The 20783-nt window shown below is 65.5% G+C and carries 17 protein-coding genes; 8 read left to right on the forward strand and 9 right to left on the reverse strand.

Annotated features, from left to right (window positions below):
• Positions 1-29: 29 nt before the first annotated feature.
• Both ACZ1JV_RS20220 and pgi read right to left on the reverse strand, forming a co-directional pair.
• Positions 30-2411 (reverse strand): S8 family peptidase, encoded by a 2382-nt coding sequence (locus ACZ1JV_RS20220; protein WP_465150244.1) that lies wholly within the window; start codon positions 2409-2411, stop codon positions 30-32.
• 182 nt (positions 2412-2593) lie between these two features.
• On the reverse strand, positions 2594-4114 hold the full coding sequence (gene pgi / locus ACZ1JV_RS20225; RefSeq protein ID WP_465150245.1) for a glucose-6-phosphate isomerase: 1521 nt from the start codon (positions 4112-4114) through the stop codon (positions 2594-2596).
• 201 nt (positions 4115-4315) lie between these two features.
• Here pgi and lepB point away from each other — a divergent pair, with 201 nt between their 5' ends.
• Genes lepB through ACZ1JV_RS20245 form a run of 4 tightly spaced genes read left to right on the forward strand, consistent with a single transcriptional unit; the run spans position 4316 to position 7805 of the window.
• Positions 4316-5200 carry a signal peptidase I gene (gene lepB, locus ACZ1JV_RS20230; protein ID WP_465150246.1) on the forward strand — a complete coding sequence of 295 codons (885 nt, stop codon included), beginning with the start codon at positions 4316-4318 and terminating at the stop codon, positions 5198-5200.
• Positions 5201-5869 (forward strand): ribonuclease III, encoded by a 669-nt coding sequence (gene rnc, locus ACZ1JV_RS20235; RefSeq protein ID WP_465135530.1) that lies wholly within the window; start codon positions 5201-5203, stop codon positions 5867-5869. It begins immediately after the preceding gene.
• Positions 5866-6759, forward strand: a complete 894-nt coding sequence (era, locus tag ACZ1JV_RS20240; RefSeq protein ID WP_465150247.1) for a GTPase Era — start codon at positions 5866-5868, stop codon at positions 6757-6759. The genes rnc and era overlap by 4 nt, the downstream gene beginning before the upstream one ends.
• The gene (locus tag ACZ1JV_RS20245; protein WP_465150248.1) at positions 6759-7805 is read left to right on the forward strand and encodes an SGNH/GDSL hydrolase family protein; all 1047 of its coding nucleotides are present in this window, start codon (positions 6759-6761) and stop codon (positions 7803-7805) included. The genes era and ACZ1JV_RS20245 overlap by 1 nt, the downstream gene beginning before the upstream one ends.
• On the opposite strand, the gene ACZ1JV_RS20250 is transcribed toward ACZ1JV_RS20245, so the two are convergent.
• From ACZ1JV_RS20250 to plsY, 6 genes are all read right to left on the reverse strand, one after another.
• Positions 7802-9199: an MFS transporter gene (locus ACZ1JV_RS20250; protein ID WP_465150249.1), complete on the reverse strand. Its 1398-nt coding sequence runs from the start codon at positions 9197-9199 to the stop codon at positions 7802-7804. The genes ACZ1JV_RS20245 and ACZ1JV_RS20250 overlap by 4 nt on opposite strands.
• A gap of 321 nt (positions 9200-9520) precedes the next feature.
• Positions 9521-9700, reverse strand: coding sequence for a hypothetical protein (locus ACZ1JV_RS20255; protein WP_313440627.1), 180 nt, complete (start codon positions 9698-9700; stop codon positions 9521-9523).
• A complete protein-coding gene (topA, locus tag ACZ1JV_RS20260; protein WP_465150250.1) occupies positions 9697-12300 on the reverse strand; it encodes a type I DNA topoisomerase in 2604 nt (867 codons plus the stop codon). Before topA ends, ACZ1JV_RS20255 begins: the two co-directional genes overlap by 4 nt.
• A 157-nt stretch (positions 12301-12457) precedes the next feature.
• Positions 12458-13183, reverse strand: coding sequence for a DUF7847 domain-containing protein (locus ACZ1JV_RS20265; RefSeq protein ID WP_465150251.1), 726 nt, complete (start codon positions 13181-13183; stop codon positions 12458-12460).
• A 93-nt stretch (positions 13184-13276) separates the two neighbouring features.
• Entirely contained in the window at positions 13277-14392 is a 1116-nt protein-coding gene (gene dprA, locus ACZ1JV_RS20270) for a DNA-processing protein DprA (protein WP_465150252.1), read from the reverse strand.
• Positions 14389-14976 (reverse strand): glycerol-3-phosphate 1-O-acyltransferase PlsY, encoded by a 588-nt coding sequence (gene plsY / locus ACZ1JV_RS20275; protein WP_465150253.1) that lies wholly within the window; start codon positions 14974-14976, stop codon positions 14389-14391. The genes dprA and plsY overlap by 4 nt, the downstream gene beginning before the upstream one ends.
• Before the next feature lie 109 nt (positions 14977-15085).
• On the opposite strand from plsY, the gene murI reads away from it, so the two are divergent.
• The 4 genes from murI to ACZ1JV_RS20295 all read left to right on the forward strand — a co-directional run bounded on the left by murI (position 15086) and on the right by ACZ1JV_RS20295 (position 19390).
• Positions 15086-15919 (forward strand): glutamate racemase, encoded by an 834-nt coding sequence (gene murI / locus ACZ1JV_RS20280; protein WP_465150254.1) that lies wholly within the window; start codon positions 15086-15088, stop codon positions 15917-15919.
• The gene (locus ACZ1JV_RS20285; protein ID WP_465150255.1) at positions 15916-16731 is read left to right on the forward strand and encodes a hypothetical protein; all 816 of its coding nucleotides are present in this window, start codon (positions 15916-15918) and stop codon (positions 16729-16731) included. Before murI ends, ACZ1JV_RS20285 begins: the two co-directional genes overlap by 4 nt.
• Positions 16732-16912: 181 nt before the next feature.
• Entirely contained in the window at positions 16913-18127 is a 1215-nt protein-coding gene (gene hemA / locus ACZ1JV_RS20290) for a 5-aminolevulinate synthase (RefSeq protein ID WP_465150256.1), read from the forward strand.
• Positions 18128-18286: 159 nt separating this feature from the next.
• Entirely contained in the window at positions 18287-19390 is a 1104-nt protein-coding gene (locus ACZ1JV_RS20295) for an NADH:flavin oxidoreductase/NADH oxidase (protein ID WP_465150257.1), read from the forward strand.
• Between the two features lie 77 nt (positions 19391-19467).
• On the opposite strand, the gene ACZ1JV_RS20300 is transcribed toward ACZ1JV_RS20295, so the two are convergent.
• Positions 19468-20679 carry a type III PLP-dependent enzyme gene (locus tag ACZ1JV_RS20300; protein WP_465150258.1) on the reverse strand — a complete coding sequence of 404 codons (1212 nt, stop codon included), beginning with the start codon at positions 20677-20679 and terminating at the stop codon, positions 19468-19470.
• Between the last annotated feature and the right edge of the window lie 104 nt (positions 20680-20783).

Consider the following 20783-nt stretch of genomic DNA (forward strand, 5'->3'; position numbering starts at 1 on the left):
GAACCTGCGCGTTCCCGGCGGTTTTGCATTTAGCGTAGCTTCAGGCGCCAAGTGCCCATCAGACGTACATCCCCGCCATCGGCCCGCGCGGCAGCGGCAAGGCGCAGTTGTGAGGCTTCCCCGCCCTTTTCGAACCCGAAGGTCAGCAGCGGATTGATGCCGCCCGAAAAATCGACTTTGCGGGCGCCGAAGACCAGCGAACGGCTCAGCAAGTCGTAGCCGGTAGCCAGCGTGTAAGTCCCCTGCCCGGCGATCACCGTCAAAGGCTGTGCCAGACCGAACCGCAGCACGCCGCCGCCGCGCAAGCGATGGCTGGCAGCGAGACCGAAGCGCGTGGTCGCCAGCATGCCGGCGTGAGTCAGCAGCATATCCTGCGCCAGCTTTAGCTGCGTTCCGCCAAGGCTGGCATAGCCGGACAGGCCCCATCCTCCCCCCAGTTCCACATCATGCGCAGCCTCCACGAAGGCTGTCGTCGCACCGTCGCCCAGACGCAGCGCGCCATCGCCGGTGGGCGTGCCGAAAACGGCACCCTGCTCGTCGATCACGCCGGCCTTGAAGCTGGTGCGGTGCTTTCGCCAGCTCACCACGGTTCCGGCGGCACGCAGGGAGGCGCGGCCGGAGGTCAGATTGACCTGCTCGGATCCGCCCACAACGGAGATTCCCAGCCTGCCGCCGGCCAGCGGATGCTCGGCGCCAAAGGCCATGTCCGCCAGCGGCGAATAGGCAAAGGCCGCGTCCGAACTGGGTGCCAGCCCCATGAATTCGGGCGAGACGGCATCGATGGAATGGAGGGACGCGGTCAGCCATGTCGATCCGGTGCGCACGGCCAGTTCGCCGCTGGTCAGCAACCCGCGCACCTCCCCCGCGCCCGGCCCTTCGCGCAGCGCGGAAAAGCCCATGCTGGCCTGAAGCCCGTCACTCTCGAAATGGCTGCTGCCGGCGCGCGCCTGCACATCGACCTGCCGCTCCATGCTGCGCGGTGCTTCGCTCAGCTTGCCGACAAGGCCGGAAAGATCGCCGGTGAAATCGCGTCCGAAAGCGTCCAGCACGGTGACGGACGACAAGGCCTTGGTCTTGATCCCGGTCGTGCCGATCGCGCCGGGCGCCAGCAGTGTCGCGGTGCTCGCGGCCGTCGTCACCGTGCCGTTCGACAAGGTGGGATTGACCGGCGACAGGGCCGCCTGGACATCGACCAGACCGTGCCCGTAGACCGGATCGACACCGGGAGCGCCAATATCGCGCGCCGTCGAAAGGATCACTTGCCCGGCCTGCACGCCGGTCAATTGCGGCCACTTCGAAAGGATCAGCGCGGCCAGCCCGGAAACCTGCGGTGCCGCCGCGCTGGTGCCGGAAAACCAGACGTAGCTGCCGTCCACCGCCTGCGACGCATTGGTGCCCATTGCGGAGACGCAGTGATCCATCACCGTCGCGCCGCACTGGTTCGAATAATCGGTCAGTTCGTAACTGGTCTGCGTGCCTTCCAGCGCCACCACGAAGAGCCAGCCATCCCGGTTAGCACTGTTGACGTCCAGATAATTCGCGGCATTGGCTTCGCTGTCATTGCCGGCCGCATTCACGAACAATCCGCCCGTGGCAACGTACCGCGCCACCGCCTGCGACCAATAGGCGCTGGGCACCGAGGAATCGGCCTTCGCGATCGAGGCATTGACTACCTTGACCCCGTTCTGGCCCGCGTAATCCAGCGCTTCGGCCATGTGGATGCCCAGCGTCTCGGCCTTGTCGACATCGGTTTCGTCCAGATCGACGGCGCTGATGCGCAAGGCCACGATCTTCGCGTCGGGCGCGATGCCCTGCACGCCGGCACCGTCGTTACGCGCGGCGATCACGCCGGCGACCATGGTGCCGTGATCGGACCAGTCATCACCCACCACATTGCGGGTGGTGGTGACCCCGTTCTGCGTGACCGTGCCGAAGTCGCGACTGAGCGAGGATATCTGGCCGGACAGTTCGGAAACGGTCTTCACCCCATCGTCCAGCACGCCGACCAGCACGTTCTGGCCGGTATAGCCGGCATCCAGCGCATAGAGCGCGTTCACGTACTCGAACGAGACGTAGTTGCGCCGGTACTCCATGTCGTCGTTGGCCGATCGCTTGGACTGCTGCGAAGCCGGCGTGATGACGTAACCCGCCGGCGGCGTGCTGCCGGATGAAGGCGTCGGAGTGGGCGTGGGCGTGGGCGTGGGCGTGGGCGTCGGAGTTGGGGTAGGCGTTGGAGTGGGTGTCGGGGTGGGAGTGGGCGTTGGTGTCGGCGTCGAGCTGACCCCGCCGCCGCCTCCGCAGCCCGTCACGGCAAGCGCCAGCAGGCTCGCCGCCGCTGCGCGGTGCCACGCCCGCACGCTTGGGCGCGCCGGCCTGCCTTGCGTTCCTGCACCCGCGTTTCCGCCCGCCATTGCCCGCCATTCCCCGTGATACATCCGGGGCGGCCATGCCTTGCCGGCACGCCAGCCCGGCGTTGTCCCTATTGGGGCATTATAGCGCAGGAAGCCCTAATCCGGGCTACCGCGCCTCCGCCGTATTCCTGCGGAGGCGCGGTTCGGTTCAAGCCCTCACTTTGGGGCCTTATTTCATGACTTTACTTGATACCGGCAAGTTCCAGCAGCGCCTCGGTCGACGGGTCGAACGCGGTGCTGCCCTGTTCGATCTGCTTGGCGATTTCCTTGCCCAGTTCGACGCCGAACTGGTCGAAGGGGTTGATCCCCAGCAGCACGGCATTGGCGAAAGTGCGATGCTCATGGAAAGCGACAAGCGCACCGAAGGTGGCGGGACTCACTTCGTCCAGCAGGATCGTCGCCGAAGGACGGTCGCCCGGATAGGCACGCGCGGGATCCTCGCTCGGCTTGCCCGCCATCAGCGCGGCGCCCTGCGCGAAGCAGTTCGACAGCAGGATGCGGTGGTGCGCGGGGTTCAGGTCATCGCCCGGCCCGATCGCGGCAATGAAGTCGACGGGTACAAGGTTGGTGCCCTGATGGAGAAGCTGGAACACCGCGTGCTGCGCATCGGTGCCCACGCCGCCCCAAGTGATCGGCGCGGTCGGTCCATCGACCGGCGAGCCGTCCACCTTCACGCTCTTGCCGTTCGATTCCATTTCCAGCTGCTGGAGATAGTCCGGCAGCAGCTTCAGCCGCTCGTCATAGGCGAAGACGGCGCGCGTCTGGCAGCCGCGCAGACGGGTGTAGTACTGGTCGGCGAAGGCGGCGCGCAGCGGCAGGTTAGCCAGCCCATCGGTATCGCGGAAATGCGCGTCCATCGCGGCGGCACCGTCCAGGAACTCGGCAAAATCCGGCCAGCCCAGCGCCATGGCGACCGGGAACCCGATCGAGGACCACAGCGAATAGCGGCCGCCCACGCTTTCCGAGAACGGCAGGATGCGGGTTTCGTCCACGCCCCATTCGATCGCCTTGTCCGGCGCGGCGGTCAGCGCGACGACGCGGCCGTAGGGATCCTCCACGCCGTTCTCGCGCAGCCAGGCGATGGCGCTTTCGGCGTTGGTCATCGTCTCGATCGTGGTGAAGGTCTTGGACGCGACCGCCAGCATCGTCGTCGCCGGATCGCACTTTGCAAAGGCCGCTTCCAGCGCGCAGCCATCGATGTTGGAGACGACCTGCACGTTCACCATGGCGCCATCGCGCGCAAGAGCGTCGATAGCCAGTGCCGGGCCCAGCGCGGAACCGCCGATGCCGATGTGGATCAGGTGTTTCACCTCACCCATGGCGCCGCGGTGGATGGCTTCCACGATGGCGGCCATGCGGTGGTGGTATTCGGCGGCGAGAGCAACGCTTTCCTCATTGCCGACGCCGCGCTGGGCGGTGTGCTCTGCGGCGCGGCCCTCGGTGGTGTTCACGATGTCGCCGTTGAACAGCGCGGCGCGGCGGCCGTCGAAGTCCATCGCGGCGGCCAGTTCCTCGAACGCGGCAACGTGCGCAGCATCAAGGTGCGTCTTCGACCAGTCGAAACGCATGCCGCAATCGGCTTCGATATCGCTAGCCTCGAAATGGGTGGCGAAAGTGGCAAGGCGGTCGGGATCGGCGGCAAAAAGCTGCGCCAGCGTGGGCTTGGGAAGGCCTTCCAGCTTGGTCCACAACGCTTTGCTCATGCCTTTGATTCCTTCATTTTGTACCGGCCCGATGTGCGGCCGAAATCGCGCGGCGCGTTATGCATCGCGGGCACGGCTTGGCCAAGGCCCATTGTTGCAGACCAATCCTGCCCGAAAGATGACGATTTTGGTCGATCCGGATGGCATATCCAGCGGGATTGCGCTTGACGGAAGCGTGCGCGCACAACAAGGGTTCGCCTCATGAGCGAAACCGACACTGCGGCTCCGGCCCCGTCATCCGCAACCCCGGCAAACAGCACCGGCCAGTCTCCACCGACCGCGCGCGACAAACACTCCGGCAAGCCCGCCAAGAAGGACGAAAGCTTCATCGCTTTCCTGTTCTGGCTGGTGCTGGGCGTGGTGGTGCTGCGCAGCTTCATCATTTCGCCGTTCAACATTCCCAGCGAATCGATGCTGCCGCGCCTGCTGAACGGGGACTATCTGTTCGCGTCGAAGTGGTCCTACGGCTATTCGAAGTACTCGCTGCCCTTCAGCGTGCCGCTGATCCCGGGCCGCATCTTCGCAAGCCAGCCCGAGCGCGGCGACGTGGCGATCTTCAAGGCGCCGCCGGGCAACGATGTGGACTACATCAAGCGCGTGATCGGCCTGCCGGGTGACGAGATCCAGGTGAAGGGCGGACAGGTCTGGCTGAACGGCAAGCCCGTGCCTCGCGTGAAGCAGCCGGATTTCGTGCTGCCGGTAACGCCCAACACCCATTGCTATGCGCCCGAATTCGAACGCACCGACGCCAAGGGCGCCCCGGTCTGCAACTATCCGCAGTACCGCGAGACGCTGCCGAACGGTAAGAGCTACAACGTGCTCGACCTGGGCCACACGCCGCAGGACGATACCGGCGTCTACGTCGTGCCCGAAGGCCACATGTTCATGATGGGCGACAACCGCGACAACTCGCTGGACAGCCGCTTCCCCGCCGTCGAAGGCGCGGGCATCGGCATCGTCCCGCAAGACAACCTCGTCGGCAAGGCGGCGGTGATGATGTTCTCCACCGACGGTTCGGCGAACTGGTTCCTGCCGTGGACGTGGTTTACCGCCGCGCGCTGGAGCCGTATCGGGAGCGTTATCTGAGTGATTGACGCGCAGGATCGCGCCTTCATCGCCGCAGTATCGGGGGCAGAGCCCGCCGATGAAGCCCTGTGGGCCGCCGCACTTACCCACGGCAGCACCGGCGAGAAGCGCAATTACGAACGACTGGAATTCCTCGGCGACCGGGTGCTTGGGCTCTCGGTCGCCGAATGGCTCTATCAGAACAGCGAGGAAGCCGAAGGCCGCCTTTCGCAGCGCCTGAACGCGCTGGTCGCCCGCACCACCTGCGCGCAAGTGGCGCGCGGGATCGACCTTGGCCCGCGCATGCGGCTGGGCAAGCAGGCGCGCGACGATGGTGGCCAGGACAGCGACAATATTCTGGGTGACGTGATGGAAGCGCTGATCGGCGCCTGCTTCATCGAACACGGCTTCGAAGCGGCGCGCGCCATGGTGCGCACGCTCTGGGCCGAGGCGATGCAGGGCAAGGCCGGCAAGCGCAAGCATCCCAAGTCCGCCCTTCAGGAATGGGCTGCCGGCAATCGTCGCCGGATGCCCGAATACAAGCTGGTCGAGCGCTCCGGCCCCGACCATGCCTCTCAGTTCACTGTAGAGGTGACCATTCACAACGTCGGCTCGGCGCGGGCAATCGCGAATTCCAAGCAGGATGCCGAAACGCGCGCCGCCGAGGAATTCATGAGGAAATTCGGATGACAGAGGCATGCGGTCTCGTCGCCGTGATCGGTGCGCCCAATGCGGGCAAGTCGACACTGGTCAACGCACTGGTCGGGCAGAAGGTGGCGATCACCTCCGCCAAGGCCCAGACCACCCGCGCACGCCTGCTGGGCATCGCGCTGGAAGGCACCACGCAGATCATCCTGGCGGACACGCCGGGCATCTTCGCACCCCGGCGCCGGCTTGACCGCGCAATGGTCTCCGCCGCCTGGGAAGGCGCGCAGGAGGCCGATGCGGTGCTGCTGGTGGTGGACCCCATCAAGAAGCGCCGGCATGAGCTGGAACCGCTGCTGGAAACGCTGGCCACCCGCCCCGAACGCAAGATCCTGGTGATCAACAAGGTCGATGCCGGCGCCAAGGAACCGCTGCTGGTGCTGGCGCAGGAACTGACCGGCAAGGTCCAGTTCGACGAAGTGTTCTTCGTCTCCGCCCTTTCCGGTGACGGCGTGCCCGAATTGAAGGCCCATCTGGCCAAGCTGATGCCCGAAGGCCCCTGGCATTATCCCGAGGATCAGGTTTCCGACGCCAGCGAACGTCTGCTGGCTTGCGAGATCACGCGCGAGCAGCTCTACCGCCAGCTGCACGAGGAACTGCCTTACGACGCCGCCGTGCGGCCGGAGGCTTACGAGCAGCGCAAGGACGGTTCGGTGGAGATCCGCCAGCAAATCGTCGTCACCCGCGACAACCAGCGCGCCATCGTGCTGGGCAAGGGCGGCGCCAAGATCAAGGCCATCGGCGAGGCTGCACGCAAGGAACTGACCGAAGTGCTGGGCCAGAAGGTGCACTTGTTCTTGCACGTGAAGGTTGAGGAAAACTGGGCCGACGCGCGCGATCTCTACGAAGAAATCGGGTTGGACTGGGTGAAGTAATGCCCAGCACCCGGTTTTCCACGCTCGCCGCGACGGCGATCGCACTCTGCTGCGCGGCGCCTGTCACGCAGGCACGCGCGGATGCGGATGTCGTCTCGTCCGTAGACGATACGCTGGCCGGCCAGCGCTACGTCGCCATCGGCTCCTCGTTCGCAGCGGGGCCGATGCTGCCGCCCGCCAAGCCCGGCGGCCCGGCCCGCTGCGGCCAGAGCATGAGCAATTATCCCACGCTGCTGTCCGAATACTTCGGCATGGTGTTGACGGACCGCTCCTGCTCGGGCGCGACGACGGACAATGTGCTAGGCCCGTGGGGCGACATTCCGCCGCAGATCAACGCGGTAACGTCGCAGACGCGCCTCGTCACGCTCACCATCGGCGGCAACGACCTCAACTACGTCGGCAACCTGTTCAACGCCACTTGCGCCTACCGCGCGAAGCAGTCGCTGGCGGCCGGCGGGAAACCACACCCCTGCGCGGCGGTGAAGGTGCCGACCGAATACGACTACGCGCGCGACGAGATGCAGCTGATGGAGATCGCGCGGCGCATCCGCACGCAGGCACCGCGCGCCCGCATCGTCTTCGTCCAGTACCTGACGCCGCTGCCGGCGCCGGGCAAGCTCTGCGCGGATACCCCGATCAGCGAGGATCATGCCGCGATCATCCGCCAGATCGGCGTGCGGCTTGCCGACATCACCACCCGCGTCGCATCGGCGAACGGGGCCTTGGTGGTGAGCATGAACCAAAGCTCCGCCACGCATACGCCCTGCGATACCGTGCCGTGGCTGATCGGCTCTCCGGAGGGTTACGACGGCCGGCTGGGCCTGCAGTGGCACCTCAATTTCGCGGGCATGGAAGCGACCGCCAACGACATCGCCTGGTGGCTGACGCGCACCGGGGTCAAGCCGGTGAAGCCCAATCTGCCGCAAGTCGTGGCCCCGCCGCCTGCCCCGCTGGTCACGCCGCCGCCGGTTCCTGCACCCACGACCAAGCCGGTTGCCAAGCCCGTTCCCACGCCGACCGGCACCGGAACGCGTAACCGCCGTTAAGCCACCTTCGGCGCCTGCTCCGCCAGCCTCCACCGTGCGAGGCTGGCGAGAGCCGCCACACCGGCCAGCACCGCGCAGGCCAGCATCGGCACCGGCCCCTCTCCCAGCCCCAGCGACAGGGTAACCCCCACCAGCGCCGCGCCCAGCGTCTGCCCGAACAGCCGCCCCGTCGCCAGCAATCCTCCTGCTGCCGCCGCGCGTTCTCGCGGCGAATTGCCCACGATCATGCGTGCGTTGGGGGAGAAGAACAGCGAAAAGCCCAGCGCGGCGACCACCAGCCGCCATGCCACGTCGAATGCACCCGCATGGCTTGGCAGGAAGGCCATGAAGCACAGGCCGGCAACCGCGATGGCCATGCCCACCAGCCCCATGATCGAGGGTGAGGCATGGTCGGACAGCCAACCGGCAATCGGCGCCACCACCAGCATCGTCAGCGGGAACGGCAGCACCATCAGCCCCACTTCCTGCGGTGTGTAACCCATGCCCTGCTCCAGCCGGAACGGCAGCGCCACGATCAACGCCGCCGACCCGACGAACGCCGCCACCGCCGCGACCGTAGACAGCCCGATGGACGGCATCGCCAAGAGGTCCACCGGAAACACCGGGCTGGCCTGCCGCCGCTCCCGCCACGCCAAGGCCAGCGCCGAGCCCAGCCCGGCGAGTGCGATTGCAATGCCCACGGCCACCCTGCCGCCATGTGCGGCCATCTCGATCCCGCCGATCAACATGGCAAAGCTGGCCGCGCTCCACAGGCCGGAACGCCAGTCGAACGGGGTCTTGCCCGGCTGGGGATCGGGCAGGAAGCGCCCGATCAATAGCGAAATCGCCGCCAGCGGCACTGCCGCCACGAAGACCCAGCGCCAGTCGGCATCGGCCACGATCAGCCCGCCCAGCACCGGCGCCACGGCGTTGGAACTGGCCACGATCACCGAGTTGATGCCCAGCCCGCTGCCCAAGCTGGCTTTCGAATAGATCTGGCGGATCAGTGCCGCCGAAACGCTCATCGCCATGCCGGCGCCGAATGCCTGCCCGGCGCGGACAATCAGCAGCACCGGCAGCGAATGGGCCAGAAAGGCCAGTGCCGATGCAGCCATGAAGATCAGCTGGCCGAACTGGTAGACGCGCCGCAGCCCCAGCCGCTCGCCCAGATTGGCGAATGGCAGAAGCGCCATGACCATGACCAGCTGGTAGACGGTGACGACATTGACCACCATGCCCTGCTCCACGCCCAAGTCGCGGGCGATGGTAGGCAGCGCGACATTGGCGATCGTGCCGTCCAGCACGAACAGCGCGGTGCCGAATGAGATCGCGACGATGGCCCAGAGGCGCCGCGGCATCGGCAGGCCGGGATCGATCTCTGCCGCATGGCCGGTTCCGGCTGGGGTATTGGCCATGGCGGCCGGCTCATCATCTCGCGCTTGCAACATCAATCGACCAACACCCCTCAGCCGGATTCGTCGCAAGTCCGGCATGGTAAGAAATTGTCGCAGGGCATCGCGTGAAAGCAAGCCGATGATGTGGCGGCCCGGCAATGCCGCTGGATGCAAGCAGCGATGAGCAAGGCAGGCGCTGGGCCCGGACGGGCAGACCGGCCGCGAAGGAAGCGCCTGGCCGAGAGGTTATTGCCACGGTGCATGGCGTAACTCTCGGCACTCGCAAATACGGTCTATCGCCTCAAGAACTGAGTTCCGTGACGCACTTGCCGGGCGGCGTTTTCAGCGCGCCTTGGCGATGGAGAAGCCGTGCTGGCGCGCGGCGTCCTTCGTCGATTCCTCGGTACGGTTCAGGGCCTTGGCGATCTCCTTCAGGCCCTTGCCCTTTCCGGCAAGGGTCTGAAGCTTCTGCAGCTCTTCCGGCTTCCAAGGCTGCTTGTGCTTGGCGATCTTGTCGCTCATTCGGCCGCCTCCTTCTTCGCCGCCTTCTTGGCCGGAGCCTTCTTGGCGGCGGGCTTCTTCTCCACCGTCTTGGCAGCGCCGTCCTTCTTCGCAGCAGCCTTCTTCGGCGCCGCCTTCTTGGCGGGGGCCTTCTTCTTGCCCTTCGCCGGGCCCTTGGCGGCCTTGGCGTCAATCAGGGCAATTGCCTGCTCGGCCGTCAGGTCCTCCGGCTTCTGGTCGCGCGGCAGCGTAGCGTTGGTGGTGCCGTCGGTCACATAGGGGCCATAGCGGCCCGCCATGACCTTAATCTCCCCGGCCGAAGTCGGGTGAGCGCCCAGCACCTTGATCGGTTCCGCCTTGGTCCGCGCGCCGGCGCCGCCACGGTTGGCGGCATCGGCCAGCATCGACACGGCGGCATTCATGCCCGTCTCGAACACTTCAGCAGTGTTGCGCAGGCGGGCATACTTGCCATCATGCGCCAGATAGGGGCCGTAGCGGCCGATACTGGCGGTGATATCGTTGCCCGTTTCCGGGTGCGGACCGATCGTGCGCGGCAGGCTGAGCAATTTGATGCCCCATTCCAGCGTCAGCTCATCGATGTCCTTCGGGATCGACGCGCGCTTGGCCTCCTTGCCTTCACCCAGCTGGATGTAGGGACCGAAGCGGCCGGTGCGGCGCACGATTTCCAGCCCGGTTTCCGGATCCTTGCCCAGCGCCTCATCCTCGCCGCCGCCATCGGCGCTGCCGCCGGGCTGCGCGAACTTGCGCGTGTACTTGCACTCCGGATAGTTCGAGCAGGCGACGAACGCGCCATAGCGGCCACCGCGCAGCGACAGGCGGCCCTCACCGCACTTCGGGCAAAGGCGCGGATCGCTGCCGTCGGCCTTGGGCGGGAACAGGTAGTCGGACAGGAACTCGTCCAGCGCCTCGGTCACTTCCGAGGGCTTCTTCTCCATCACCTCGTCCGATTTCGGCTTGAAATCGCGCCAGAAGGCTTCGAGCAGCGCCTTCCACTCCTGACGGCCACCCGAAACGTCGTCGAGCTCGTCCTCCATGCCCGCCGTGAATTCGTAGGCGACATAGCGCTGGAAGAAGCGTTCGAGGAACGAGGTCAGCAGACGGCCCGATTCCTCCGCGAAGAAGCGGTTCTTCTCGGTGCGGACGTAGTTGCGGTCCTTGATGACCTGGATCGTCGCGGCGTAGGTCGACGGGCGACCGATGCCGAGTTCTTCCAGACGCTTGACCAGACTCGCTTCCGAATAGCGCGGCGGCGGCTGGGTGAAGTGCTGTTCGGCGTTCACGTCCTTCTTCGCGGGCATGTCGCCCGACTTCATGAAGGGCAGCAGGCCCGAATCGTCGTCATCCGATTTGTTGTCCTGACCTTCCTCGTACACCGCGAGGAAGCCGGGGAACTTCACGACCTGGCCGGTGGCGCGCAGTTCGTGCTGGCCGGTGCCGTCGCGCAGGGTGACGGTGGTGCGTTCCAGCGCGGCGGAGGCCATCTGGCTGGCCATCGCGCGCTTGAAGATCAGGTCGTAGAGGCGCGCCTCGTCACCCGAACCGTAGCGGTCCTTGGTGAAGTCGGTCGGGCGGATCGCTTCGTGCGCTTCCTGCGCGTTCTTCGCCTTGGTTTCGTAGTGGCGCGGCTTTTCGGGCAGGTAGTGGCCCGAAAAACGCTCGGTGATCGCCGCGCGTGCCGCCGAGATGGCACTTGGGTCCATCTGCACGCCGTCGGTACGCATGTAGGTGATCGCGCCCGCTTCGTAGAGCGTCTGCGCCACGCGCATCGTCTGGCTGGCCGAGAAGCCGAGCTTGCGCGAGGCTTCCTGCTGCAAGGTCGAGGTGGTGAACGGCGGCTGTGGGTTGCGACGGTGCGGCTTGGTCTCCACCGTCTCGACGCGGAAGGCGCCGTTCTCGACAGCGGCCTTGGCGCGAAGGGCCGTGCCTTCGTCGCCGATGCTCAGGCGGTCCAGCTTCTGGCCGTCAAACGTCACCAGACGGGTGGTGAAGTCGGTGCCGTCATGCGCCATCTGCGCGGTGACGGACCAGTATTCCTGCGGCGTGAACGCCTCGATCTCACGCTCGCGGTCGACGATCAGGCGCAGCGCCACGGACTGCACGCGGCCGGCCGACTTGGCGCCCGGCAGCTTGCGCCAGAGCACCGGCGAGAGCGTGAAGCCGAACAGATAGTCCAGCGCGCGGCGGGCCAGATAGGCGTCGATCAGATCCTGATCCAGCTCGCGCGGCTGGGTCATCGCCTTGGTGACGGTTTCCTTGGTGATGGCGTTGAAGGTAACGCGCTGCACGTCCTTGGGCAGCGCCCGGCGCTTGGCCAGAAGTTCCTTCACGTGCCACGAAATCGCCTCACCCTCGCGATCAGGGTCAGTCGCGAGGATCAGACGGTCGGCTTCCTTGGCCGCGTCGGTGATGGCCTTCACCTGGCGCTGCTTGTCGCCATAGAGTTCCCAATCCATCTCGAAACCCTCGTCCGGGCGGACCGATCCGTCTTTCGGCGGCAGGTCGCGGACGTGGCCATAGCTGGCGAGGACCTTGTAGTCCTTGCCCAGGTACTTCTCGATGGTCTTCGCCTTGGCCGGCGATTCTACGATGACTAGCTGCATTCGTTACTCTTATAGCCCCTACGCGCGCGCTCCCACGCGGGCGCATGTGTGTACACGCATAGGGTGGGAAGCTTTGGGGGGCTTCGTCAAGCACCCCAATGCGACAAAGGCAAGTCAGGGAGAAACGATCCAGCCGGATCGCTTGCCGCCATACCTCTCAGGCAAAAATTTCCTCTTCGGCGCCCGAACGCTCCAGCAGCAGAGCGAAAAGCGCCACGTTGGCGCAAAGACCCACGCCCGTAACAACGTATTGGACCGCGGATTGGACGAACTGAACCGCAATGCCCGCCGCGGTACCGCTATCCACACCCGCGTTCAGCTTCAGCGCCAGGGCGCCGAACGAAAGCGACCCCAGGATCGCAACCATCGCCAAGCCGAAAAGAAAGTAGAACCCCACGATGGTCCACTGGCGCGATCCGGTCAGTCCCCAGCTTTCGCGCATTGCGTCGATCAGTCCGGCTCCGCGTCCGACGATCAGTTGAGGGGCAACGGACCAGCGCGCCATGAGGATCAACCCCGGCACGATCAAAAGGACAAGTCCAAAGATCATGCCCAGAGTCATCACGATGGCGGCTACGATATTGATGATGATGAGCTTTGCCGATCGCTCCGTCGTCGCAAGACCAAGATTGGCAAGCACCTGCCACATCAGAAAATAATTGACTACATTCGTAACCAGTACGATCAACCAAGTATAGACCGCCCCGCTCCCGAACACCTTGCTCGTATCGGCTGCGTTGACCCAAACTGCCCACTGCATCGGGCTCGCCACAACTGCGAGGATCACGGCGTAAATGACCACAGGCCTCCAGTTTGCAGTAAAAATTGCGAAAGTTTCGGTGAAAAGATCGCCCACCGAAAAGGCGCGTGCGTAGATGCTCAAGACTTCCCCCTGTGTATTTAACGCTGATGCGTGCTGAACAATCGCATCTGCAGCAAGCCTGCTACTATTTTGTAATCGCCCTCGCCCCGAACCTCAGGATAGGCTCACCCTGCCGCCCGCATGGCGCAAAAGTCGACCCGCGATCTCCAGTTCGAGTAGTTCCATTTGCACCGCAGACGGACTCGCCCCCGACTGGCGGATCAGTTCATCGACCGCGATGGGCGCGGTGGAGAGCATTTCCGCGATGGCGGAAGATGCCTCCGCTTCTTCCATCAGCGGTGCCCAGCCGGCCGGCTCTTCCCGAAAGGTAGAGCGCGGCACGCCATCGAAATGGGTGATTAGCTCGATCACGTCCTCCACCGACTGCACCAACACCGCCCCGTCGCGGATCAACTGGTTGCACCCGCGCGAGCGCGGATCGAGCGGGGAACCAGGCACGGCCATGACCTCTCGCCCCATCTCCCCGGCAAGCCGCGCGGTGATCAGCGAGCCGGACTTGGGCGCTGCCTCCACCACCACGGTGCCGGCCGAAAGCCCGGCGATGATGCGGTTGCGGGTGGGAAAGTGGCGGGCCAGCGGCTCGGTACCGGGCGGCTGTTCGGCCAGCAGCAGCCCCTCGGCGGCGATGCGTTCCTGCAATTCGCCATGTTCGGGCGGGTATGTCACGTCGATCCCGCTGGCGATCACGCCGATGGTCGCGCCCCCGGCCAGCGCGCCCTGATGCGCGGCTCCGTCGATCCCACGGGCAAGGCCCGAAACGACGACGTAGCCAGCCTCGGCCAGTTCTTGCGACAGCGTGCGCGCCAGCCGCACCGCCCCTGCAGAGGCATTGCGCGCGCCCACCATGGCGACGCAGGGCTTGGCCAGCAGCGCCGTATCGCCGCGCAGCGTCAGAATCGGTGGAGCGCCCTCGCTCTGCGCGAGCAGGCGCGGATAATCGGGCGAATCGTGGAACAGATAACTGGCGCCGGCCTTGCGGATGCGGGCCACTTCGGCCTCCACCACCCGCTCCGCAGCGGGCTGGTAACGGCGCCCGGCGCGTCCAGCCAGTTCGGGCAAGGCCTCGATCGCGGCCACTGCGTTGCCGCAGCGGGCCAGCAACTGGCGGTAGGTGACAGGCCCGACATTGGGCGAGCGCAGCAGGCGAATGCGCGCGAAAGCCTCGTCCTGCGAGATTTTGGCTTGGCTGTCCCCCTCCGCCAGACTCACGGTTTCTTGCCGCTCCCGATCCGGGGCTCGGTGCCGGCGCGCAGGCGGGCGATATTTTCGCGATGCAGGAAGATCACAATCACGGCGATCACCGCCAGCACGCCTGCCGCCTGCGTCTCACCCAACAGGAATGCGGTGATCGGCGCGATCACGGCCGCGGTCATGCCGGCGACCGAGCTGATCCGCACGATCAGCAGCAGCCCGATCCACGTCAGCGCGTAAGCCAGCCCCACCGGCCAGGCGAGGCCGAACGCCACGCCGGCCATCGTCGCGACACCCTTGCCGCCCTTGAAGCGCAGCCAGATCGGGAAGCAGTGGCCAAGGAAAGCGCCCAGAGCGCCCAGCCAAGCGAAACCCGGCCAGAAATGTGCGGCGATCAGCACGGCGGCCAGGCCCTTCAGCAGATCCAGCAGCAACGTCGCCGCAGCCAGCCCCTTGCGGCCGGTGCGCAGAACGTTGGTGGCGCCGATGTTGCCGGAGCCGATCGAGCGCAAATCACCGCCCCCCGCGATTCGCGTGAGGAGGAGGCCGAAGGGGATGGAACCGAGCGCGTAGCCGATAACGAGGGGAAGAATCCAATTCATGCGCGGTCTCTTAGCCGCTCCGGCAGGCAAGGCGAAGGGACTTGCAGCATTCGACATTGCCCTTCCCGCCCAGACACGGTTAACAGTGTGCAAGGTACAGGGAAAAACGATGCCTTCCGAAAATTCCGCCGTGTTGACCGCCCATCAGGTCGACCCCGCCGCGCCGATCCTGGTCTTCGATTCGGGCGTTGGCGGGCTTACCGTGCTTTCCGCCTTGCGCGATGTGCTGCCGCAGGCGCCCGTGATCTATGCGGCGGATACGGCGGGGCTGCCCTATGGCACCAAGACCGAGGCGCAGATCGCCGCGCGCGTGGCCGGGCTGCTGGGCCGGATGACCGAACGCTTCGCCCCGCGCCTTGTCTGCATTGCCTGCAACACCGCCTCCACCATCGCGCTGGGCATGGTGCGTGAAGTGCTGGAGGTGCCCATCGTCGGCACCGTTCCCGCGATCAAGCCTGCCGCGGCGATGACCCGCACCGGCACGATCGGCCTGCTGGGCACGCAGGCCACCATCCGGCAGGCCTATGTGGACCGGCTGGAACAGGAATTCGCCGCCGACAAGCGCCTGCTACGCCACGGCGCACCCGAACTGGTGGAAGCCGCCGAGGCCAAGCTGCGCGGCGAGCGCGTCGATCCCGCCGCCATCCGCCGCGCCGCAGAGACGCTGCGATCGATGCCCGGCGGCGGCGATATCGATACCGTGGTGCTGGCCTGCACCCACTTCCCGCTGCTGGAGGACGAACTGGCCGAGGCATTCGGGCCCGGCGTCTCCTTCGTCCACGGCGCGCAGGGCATCGCCCGTCAGGTCGCCCGGTTGACCGACGGGCAGCCCTATGCCCGCCGCGTTCCCGACCGTGCGCTGTTCACCGGCCCGGCGGATCAGGCGGCCGCCTATGCAGCGGCCCTCGCTGGCTATGGGCTGGAGCAAGGCGGCCGGTTTTGACGCCGCGCCTGAACGTCTTCCTGCTTTTCCTTCTCGTGCTGTTCGGGCTGCCGCTCTACTGGTTCCAGTTCGATGCCAGCGCGCCCGGCGCCCGGCCCAAGCCGCTGGATATCGAGCAACTCCGCACGCTGGCCAATACGGAAAAGGGGCAGCACCCGAGCGAAATCCGCCACGAACTGATCGGCACGCGCATTTCGCTGCACAACCGATTGGCCGCAGGCACCGGATTGCGGCCGATGCGCACCGGGCTGCGGGCCTATCAATTGCTTGTGCCCGGTTCGCCGCCCATCCTTATCGACGCCGGCACGACGCGCGAACTGGCTGAGGAGGCCGGCGTCCGCGATTTCGATGAGGCCGCGCAAGCCCGCGTCGATCATGAGGTTGCGCAAGCTGCCGTGCGACTGCACCTGCTGAACCACCCAATCCACAGCGGCAACCCGGCGATCCGGTCGCTTCGCGCCATACCCTTGCCGGACTTTTCCGACGGCCTCCCGCACGCAGTCGCGCCTGGCGTCGTTGCGATACCTCAGCCCGGGCTGCCCGACGCGCCGATGATGGTCTTCGTGCAACTGGCCGATGGCCGCGAATTCCTGTTCACCGGCGACACCGCGCAAGTGCCGGAAAGCTGGCAGTTTATCCGCCCCCCCGCACGCCGTCTTGCCGATATCGGTCATCCGGAGAAACGCACGGAAATCGCGTCGTGGTTGATGACGATCAAGGCGCTGCATGGCGCGGCGCCGCATATGGTGATCGTCAGCGGGTACGATCCGGCGGCGCCCCAGGGCATCCCTCGGGGTTTCGTGCGTTCCTGACGATCGGGCCGGCAGGCAGGATGCGAAAAATTCGGCTGGGCGACCGTTTATTTCAAGCTGGTCCCGGGGCGATATCGATCACAGTAACTGATACAAGCGGCTGGTCAGGCTTCCAGCGATGCGGTATTGGCGCGCAACAACAGGTAGAAGCCTCTTACGGCCAGTGCAGGATAGAGCCCAGGTGAACTACGAGCATATTTTCGAACAGGCGATCGAACGCCTGCATTCCGAAGGTCGCTACCGCGTCTTCATCGATATCCTGCGCAACAAGGGCGCCTATCCCAACGCCCGCTGCTTCGCCGGCCACAATGGGCCCAAGCCGATCACCGTCTGGTGCTCCAACGACTACCTTTCGATGGGCCAGCACCCCAAGGTGATCGAGGCGATGGAAGAGGCGCTGCACGACGTCGGCGCCGGCTCCGGCGGCACCCGCAACATCGGCGGTAACACGCACTATCACATCGAACTCGAGCAGGAACTGGCGGACCTTCATGGCAAGGAAGGCGCGCTGCTGTTCACCTCGGGCTATGTCTCGAACGACGCCACGCTCTCCACGCTGGCCAAGCTGCTACCGGGCTGCGTGATCTTCTCGGACGAGCTGAACCACGCATCGATGATCGCCGGCATCCGCAATTCGGGCTGCGAAAAGAAGGTCTGGCGCCACAACGACCTCGAACATCTTGAGGAACTGCTGGCCGCCACGGACCCGAACCTGCCCAAGCTGGTGGCCTTCGAGTCGGTCTATTCGATGGACGGCGATATCGCGCCGATCCACGCGATCTGCGATCTGGCCGAAAAGTACAACGCGCTCACCTATATCGACGAAGTCCACGCGGTCGGCATGTACGGCCCGCGCGGCGGCGGCATTACCGATCGGGACGAGGCGGCGCACCGCATCAACATCATCGAAGGTACGCTGGGCAAGGCATTCGGCGTGATGGGCGGCTATATCGCGGCCGACCAGAAGGTGATCGACTGCATCCGCAGTTATGCCCCCGGCTTCATCTTCACCACCTCGCTCTCGCCAGTACTGGTGGCGGGCGTTCTGGCTTCGGTGAAGCACCTCAAGAGCTCCAGCGCGGAGCGTGAGGCGCAGCAGCACTCGGCCTCCACGCTAAAGCAGATGTTCCGTGACGCGGGTCTGCCGGTGATGAATTCCACCACGCACATCGTGCCGCTGATGGTGGGCGATCCGGTCAAGGCCAAGAAGATCAGCGACATTCTGCTGGCCGAATATGGCGCCTATGTGCAGCCGATCAATTTTCCCACCGTGCCGCGCGGCACCGAACGCCTGCGCTTCACGCCTGGGCCGACGCATACCGGAGCGATGATGCGCGACCTGACCGACGCGCTCGTCGAGATCTGGGAACGGTTGGAAATGCGACTGGCGGCCTGACGCTTTCGCGCCTGCAATATATTCTTTGCATCGAAGGGCTCCACCGCAAGGTCGGAGCCCTTTTCATTTGGGCAAGGCACCCCAAGTTGCCTGCCGTCGCAGGTGCCGCTCGGCGCGCTCTCTCCCCCCAACTGCGACGACATGACCGGAAGGACCCGCATGGCCAAGCTTTTCGAACCGACTTCCCTCGGCAAGCTCCCTCTCGCAAACCGCATCGTCATCGCGCCGATGTGCCAATATTCCGCGCAAGACGGCAAGATGACCGACTGGCACGTCCAGCATCTGGGCAACCTGTCCCAGTCGGGCGCCGCCATCCTCACCATCGAGGCGACCGCCGTCAGCCCCGAAGGCCGCATCTCCTACGCCGATGTCGGCCTGTGGGATGACGAGACCGAGGCAGCCATGGCCAAGGTTCTCGAATCCGTGCGCCGCTGGTCGGACATGCCGATCGCCATCCAGCTTGCGCATGCGGGCCGGAAGGCCAGCACCGCCAAACCTTGGGACGGAGGCGGCCAGATCGCCCCTCAGGACGCGAACGGCTGGCAAACGGTCTCCGCATCGGACATCCCCTTCCTTCCGCATGAGAACGCGCCTGAGGCGCTCGACAAGGCCGGTCTCGCCCGCATCCGCGACGCTTTTGCCGATGCCGCCCGCCGCGCCGCCCGTCTGGGCATCGAGGCCGTGCAGCTTCACGGCGCCCACGGCTATCTTCTGCACCAGTTCCTCTCGCCGCTCTCCAACAAGCGCACCGACGAATACGGCGGCAGCCTGGAAAACCGCATGCGCTTCCCGCTGGAGGTCTACGACGCCGTGCGCGCCGCTTTCCCGGCCGACAAACCGGTCACCATGCGCGTCTCTGGCACCGACTGGGTCGAGGGCGGTTGGGACATCGAACAGACCGTCGCGTTTGCCAAGGCGCTGGAAGCGCGCGGCTGTGACGGCTTCCACGTTTCCAGCGGCGGCCTTCATGCCGACCAGAAGATCCCGGTCGGCCCGAACTATCAGGTGCCGCTCGCCCGGAAGGTGAAGGAAGCGGTGGAGACCATGCCGGTGATCGCCGTGGGCCTCATCACCGAGCCGGAGCAGGCCGAGGCGATCCTTGCCAATGGTGAGGCGGACATGATCGCGATTGCCCGCGCCGTGCTCTACGATCCGCGCTGGCCCTGGCATGCCGCCGCCGCTCTGGGCGCGCGGGTCAAGGTATCGCCGCAGTTCCTGCGCTGCCAGCCGCATGGGCTGAAGGACCTGTTCACCGCGAACTGAACAGGCTCGGCGCCCAAAGAAAAAGGCCCCCGGTCATCGCTGACCGGGGGCCTTTTCTCTGTTCGTAGCTCGGCGGCTTAGCGCAGCGAGACGACGTTGTCCGAAACGCGCGGATCCTTGCGCTCGCCGGTGTAAAGGCTCGCCATCGGTTCGTCCGAGACGGTCACCACGTCGCCGGTGCCGAAGCCGTTGAACGCGGTGCGCATGGCTGCGCCATAGGCGCCCAGCATGCCCACTTCGATCCAGTCGCCCGCCTTGATGTCGGCGGGGAGCATGAACGGGCCTTCCATGTAGTCGGCATCGTCGCAGGTCGGGCCATAGAACGAGAACTCCTGAAGGTCCTCCGAACGCTCACCGTCACGCGCGATGCACTTCACCGGGAAACGCCACGCCACGTGCGCCGCGTCGTAGAGCGCGCCATAGGCACCCTCGTTGATGTAAAGCTCGTCACCGCGACGCTTCTCGACCTTGACGATCATCGAGCTGTATTCGGCGGAGAGCGCACGGCCCGGCTCGCACCACAGTTCGGCGTTGTACGCGATCGGCATCGCTTCGAAGTGGCGGTGGATGACCTGGAAGAAGTCTTCCAACGGCGGCGGTTCCATGCCCGGATAGACCGAGGGGAAGCCACCACCGACGTCGATCATGTCGATGACAACGCCCGCGTCGGCAATCGCCGCACGCGCACGTTCCAGCGCCTGCACATAGGCAAACGGCGTCATCGCCTGCGAACCGACGTGGAAGCACACGCCCAGCCAGTCGGCAACCTGACGGGTTGCCTGCAGCAGCGGACCGGCGTCGGCCAGATCGATGCCGAACTTCGAGGCGAGGCTCAGTTCCGAATATTCCGAGGAAACGCGCAGACGCACGCAAAGACGCAGGTCCGTGGCCGCATTGCCTTCGGCATCGGTGGTCGCTTCGAGGATCTTTTCGACTTCCTCGATGGTGTCGAGGCTGAAAGTGCGGACGCCATGCTCGAAATAGGCTTCGCGGATCGCGCTCGCGGTCTTGACCGGGTGCATGAAGCACAGGGTCGCGGCCGGCAGGGTCTTGCGAACCATGCGGACTTCACCGATCGAGGCAACGTCGAAATGCGTGATCCCATTGTCCCACAGGATCTGGATGAGATCCGGCGAGGGATTCGCCTTCACGGCATAGAGCGACTTGCCCGGAAACTTCGTGGCGAAGAAACGGGCAGCGCGCGCAGCAGCATGCGGGCGATTGAGAATAACGGGTTCGTCAGGCGCGATGGTGCGCGCTACGACCGATGCATCAAGATGTTCGAGCAACTCAAGGGACCCCCAAACGGAATTGTTAGCGAAAAGCTGCCTTGCGGTTTGGAAGTCCCCATGGGGCAGCGAGGGGCCGGATATAGGGCTGAGCGGATGAATCG

The sequence above is a fragment of the Novosphingobium sp. BL-S-19 genome (assembly GCF_055521675.1).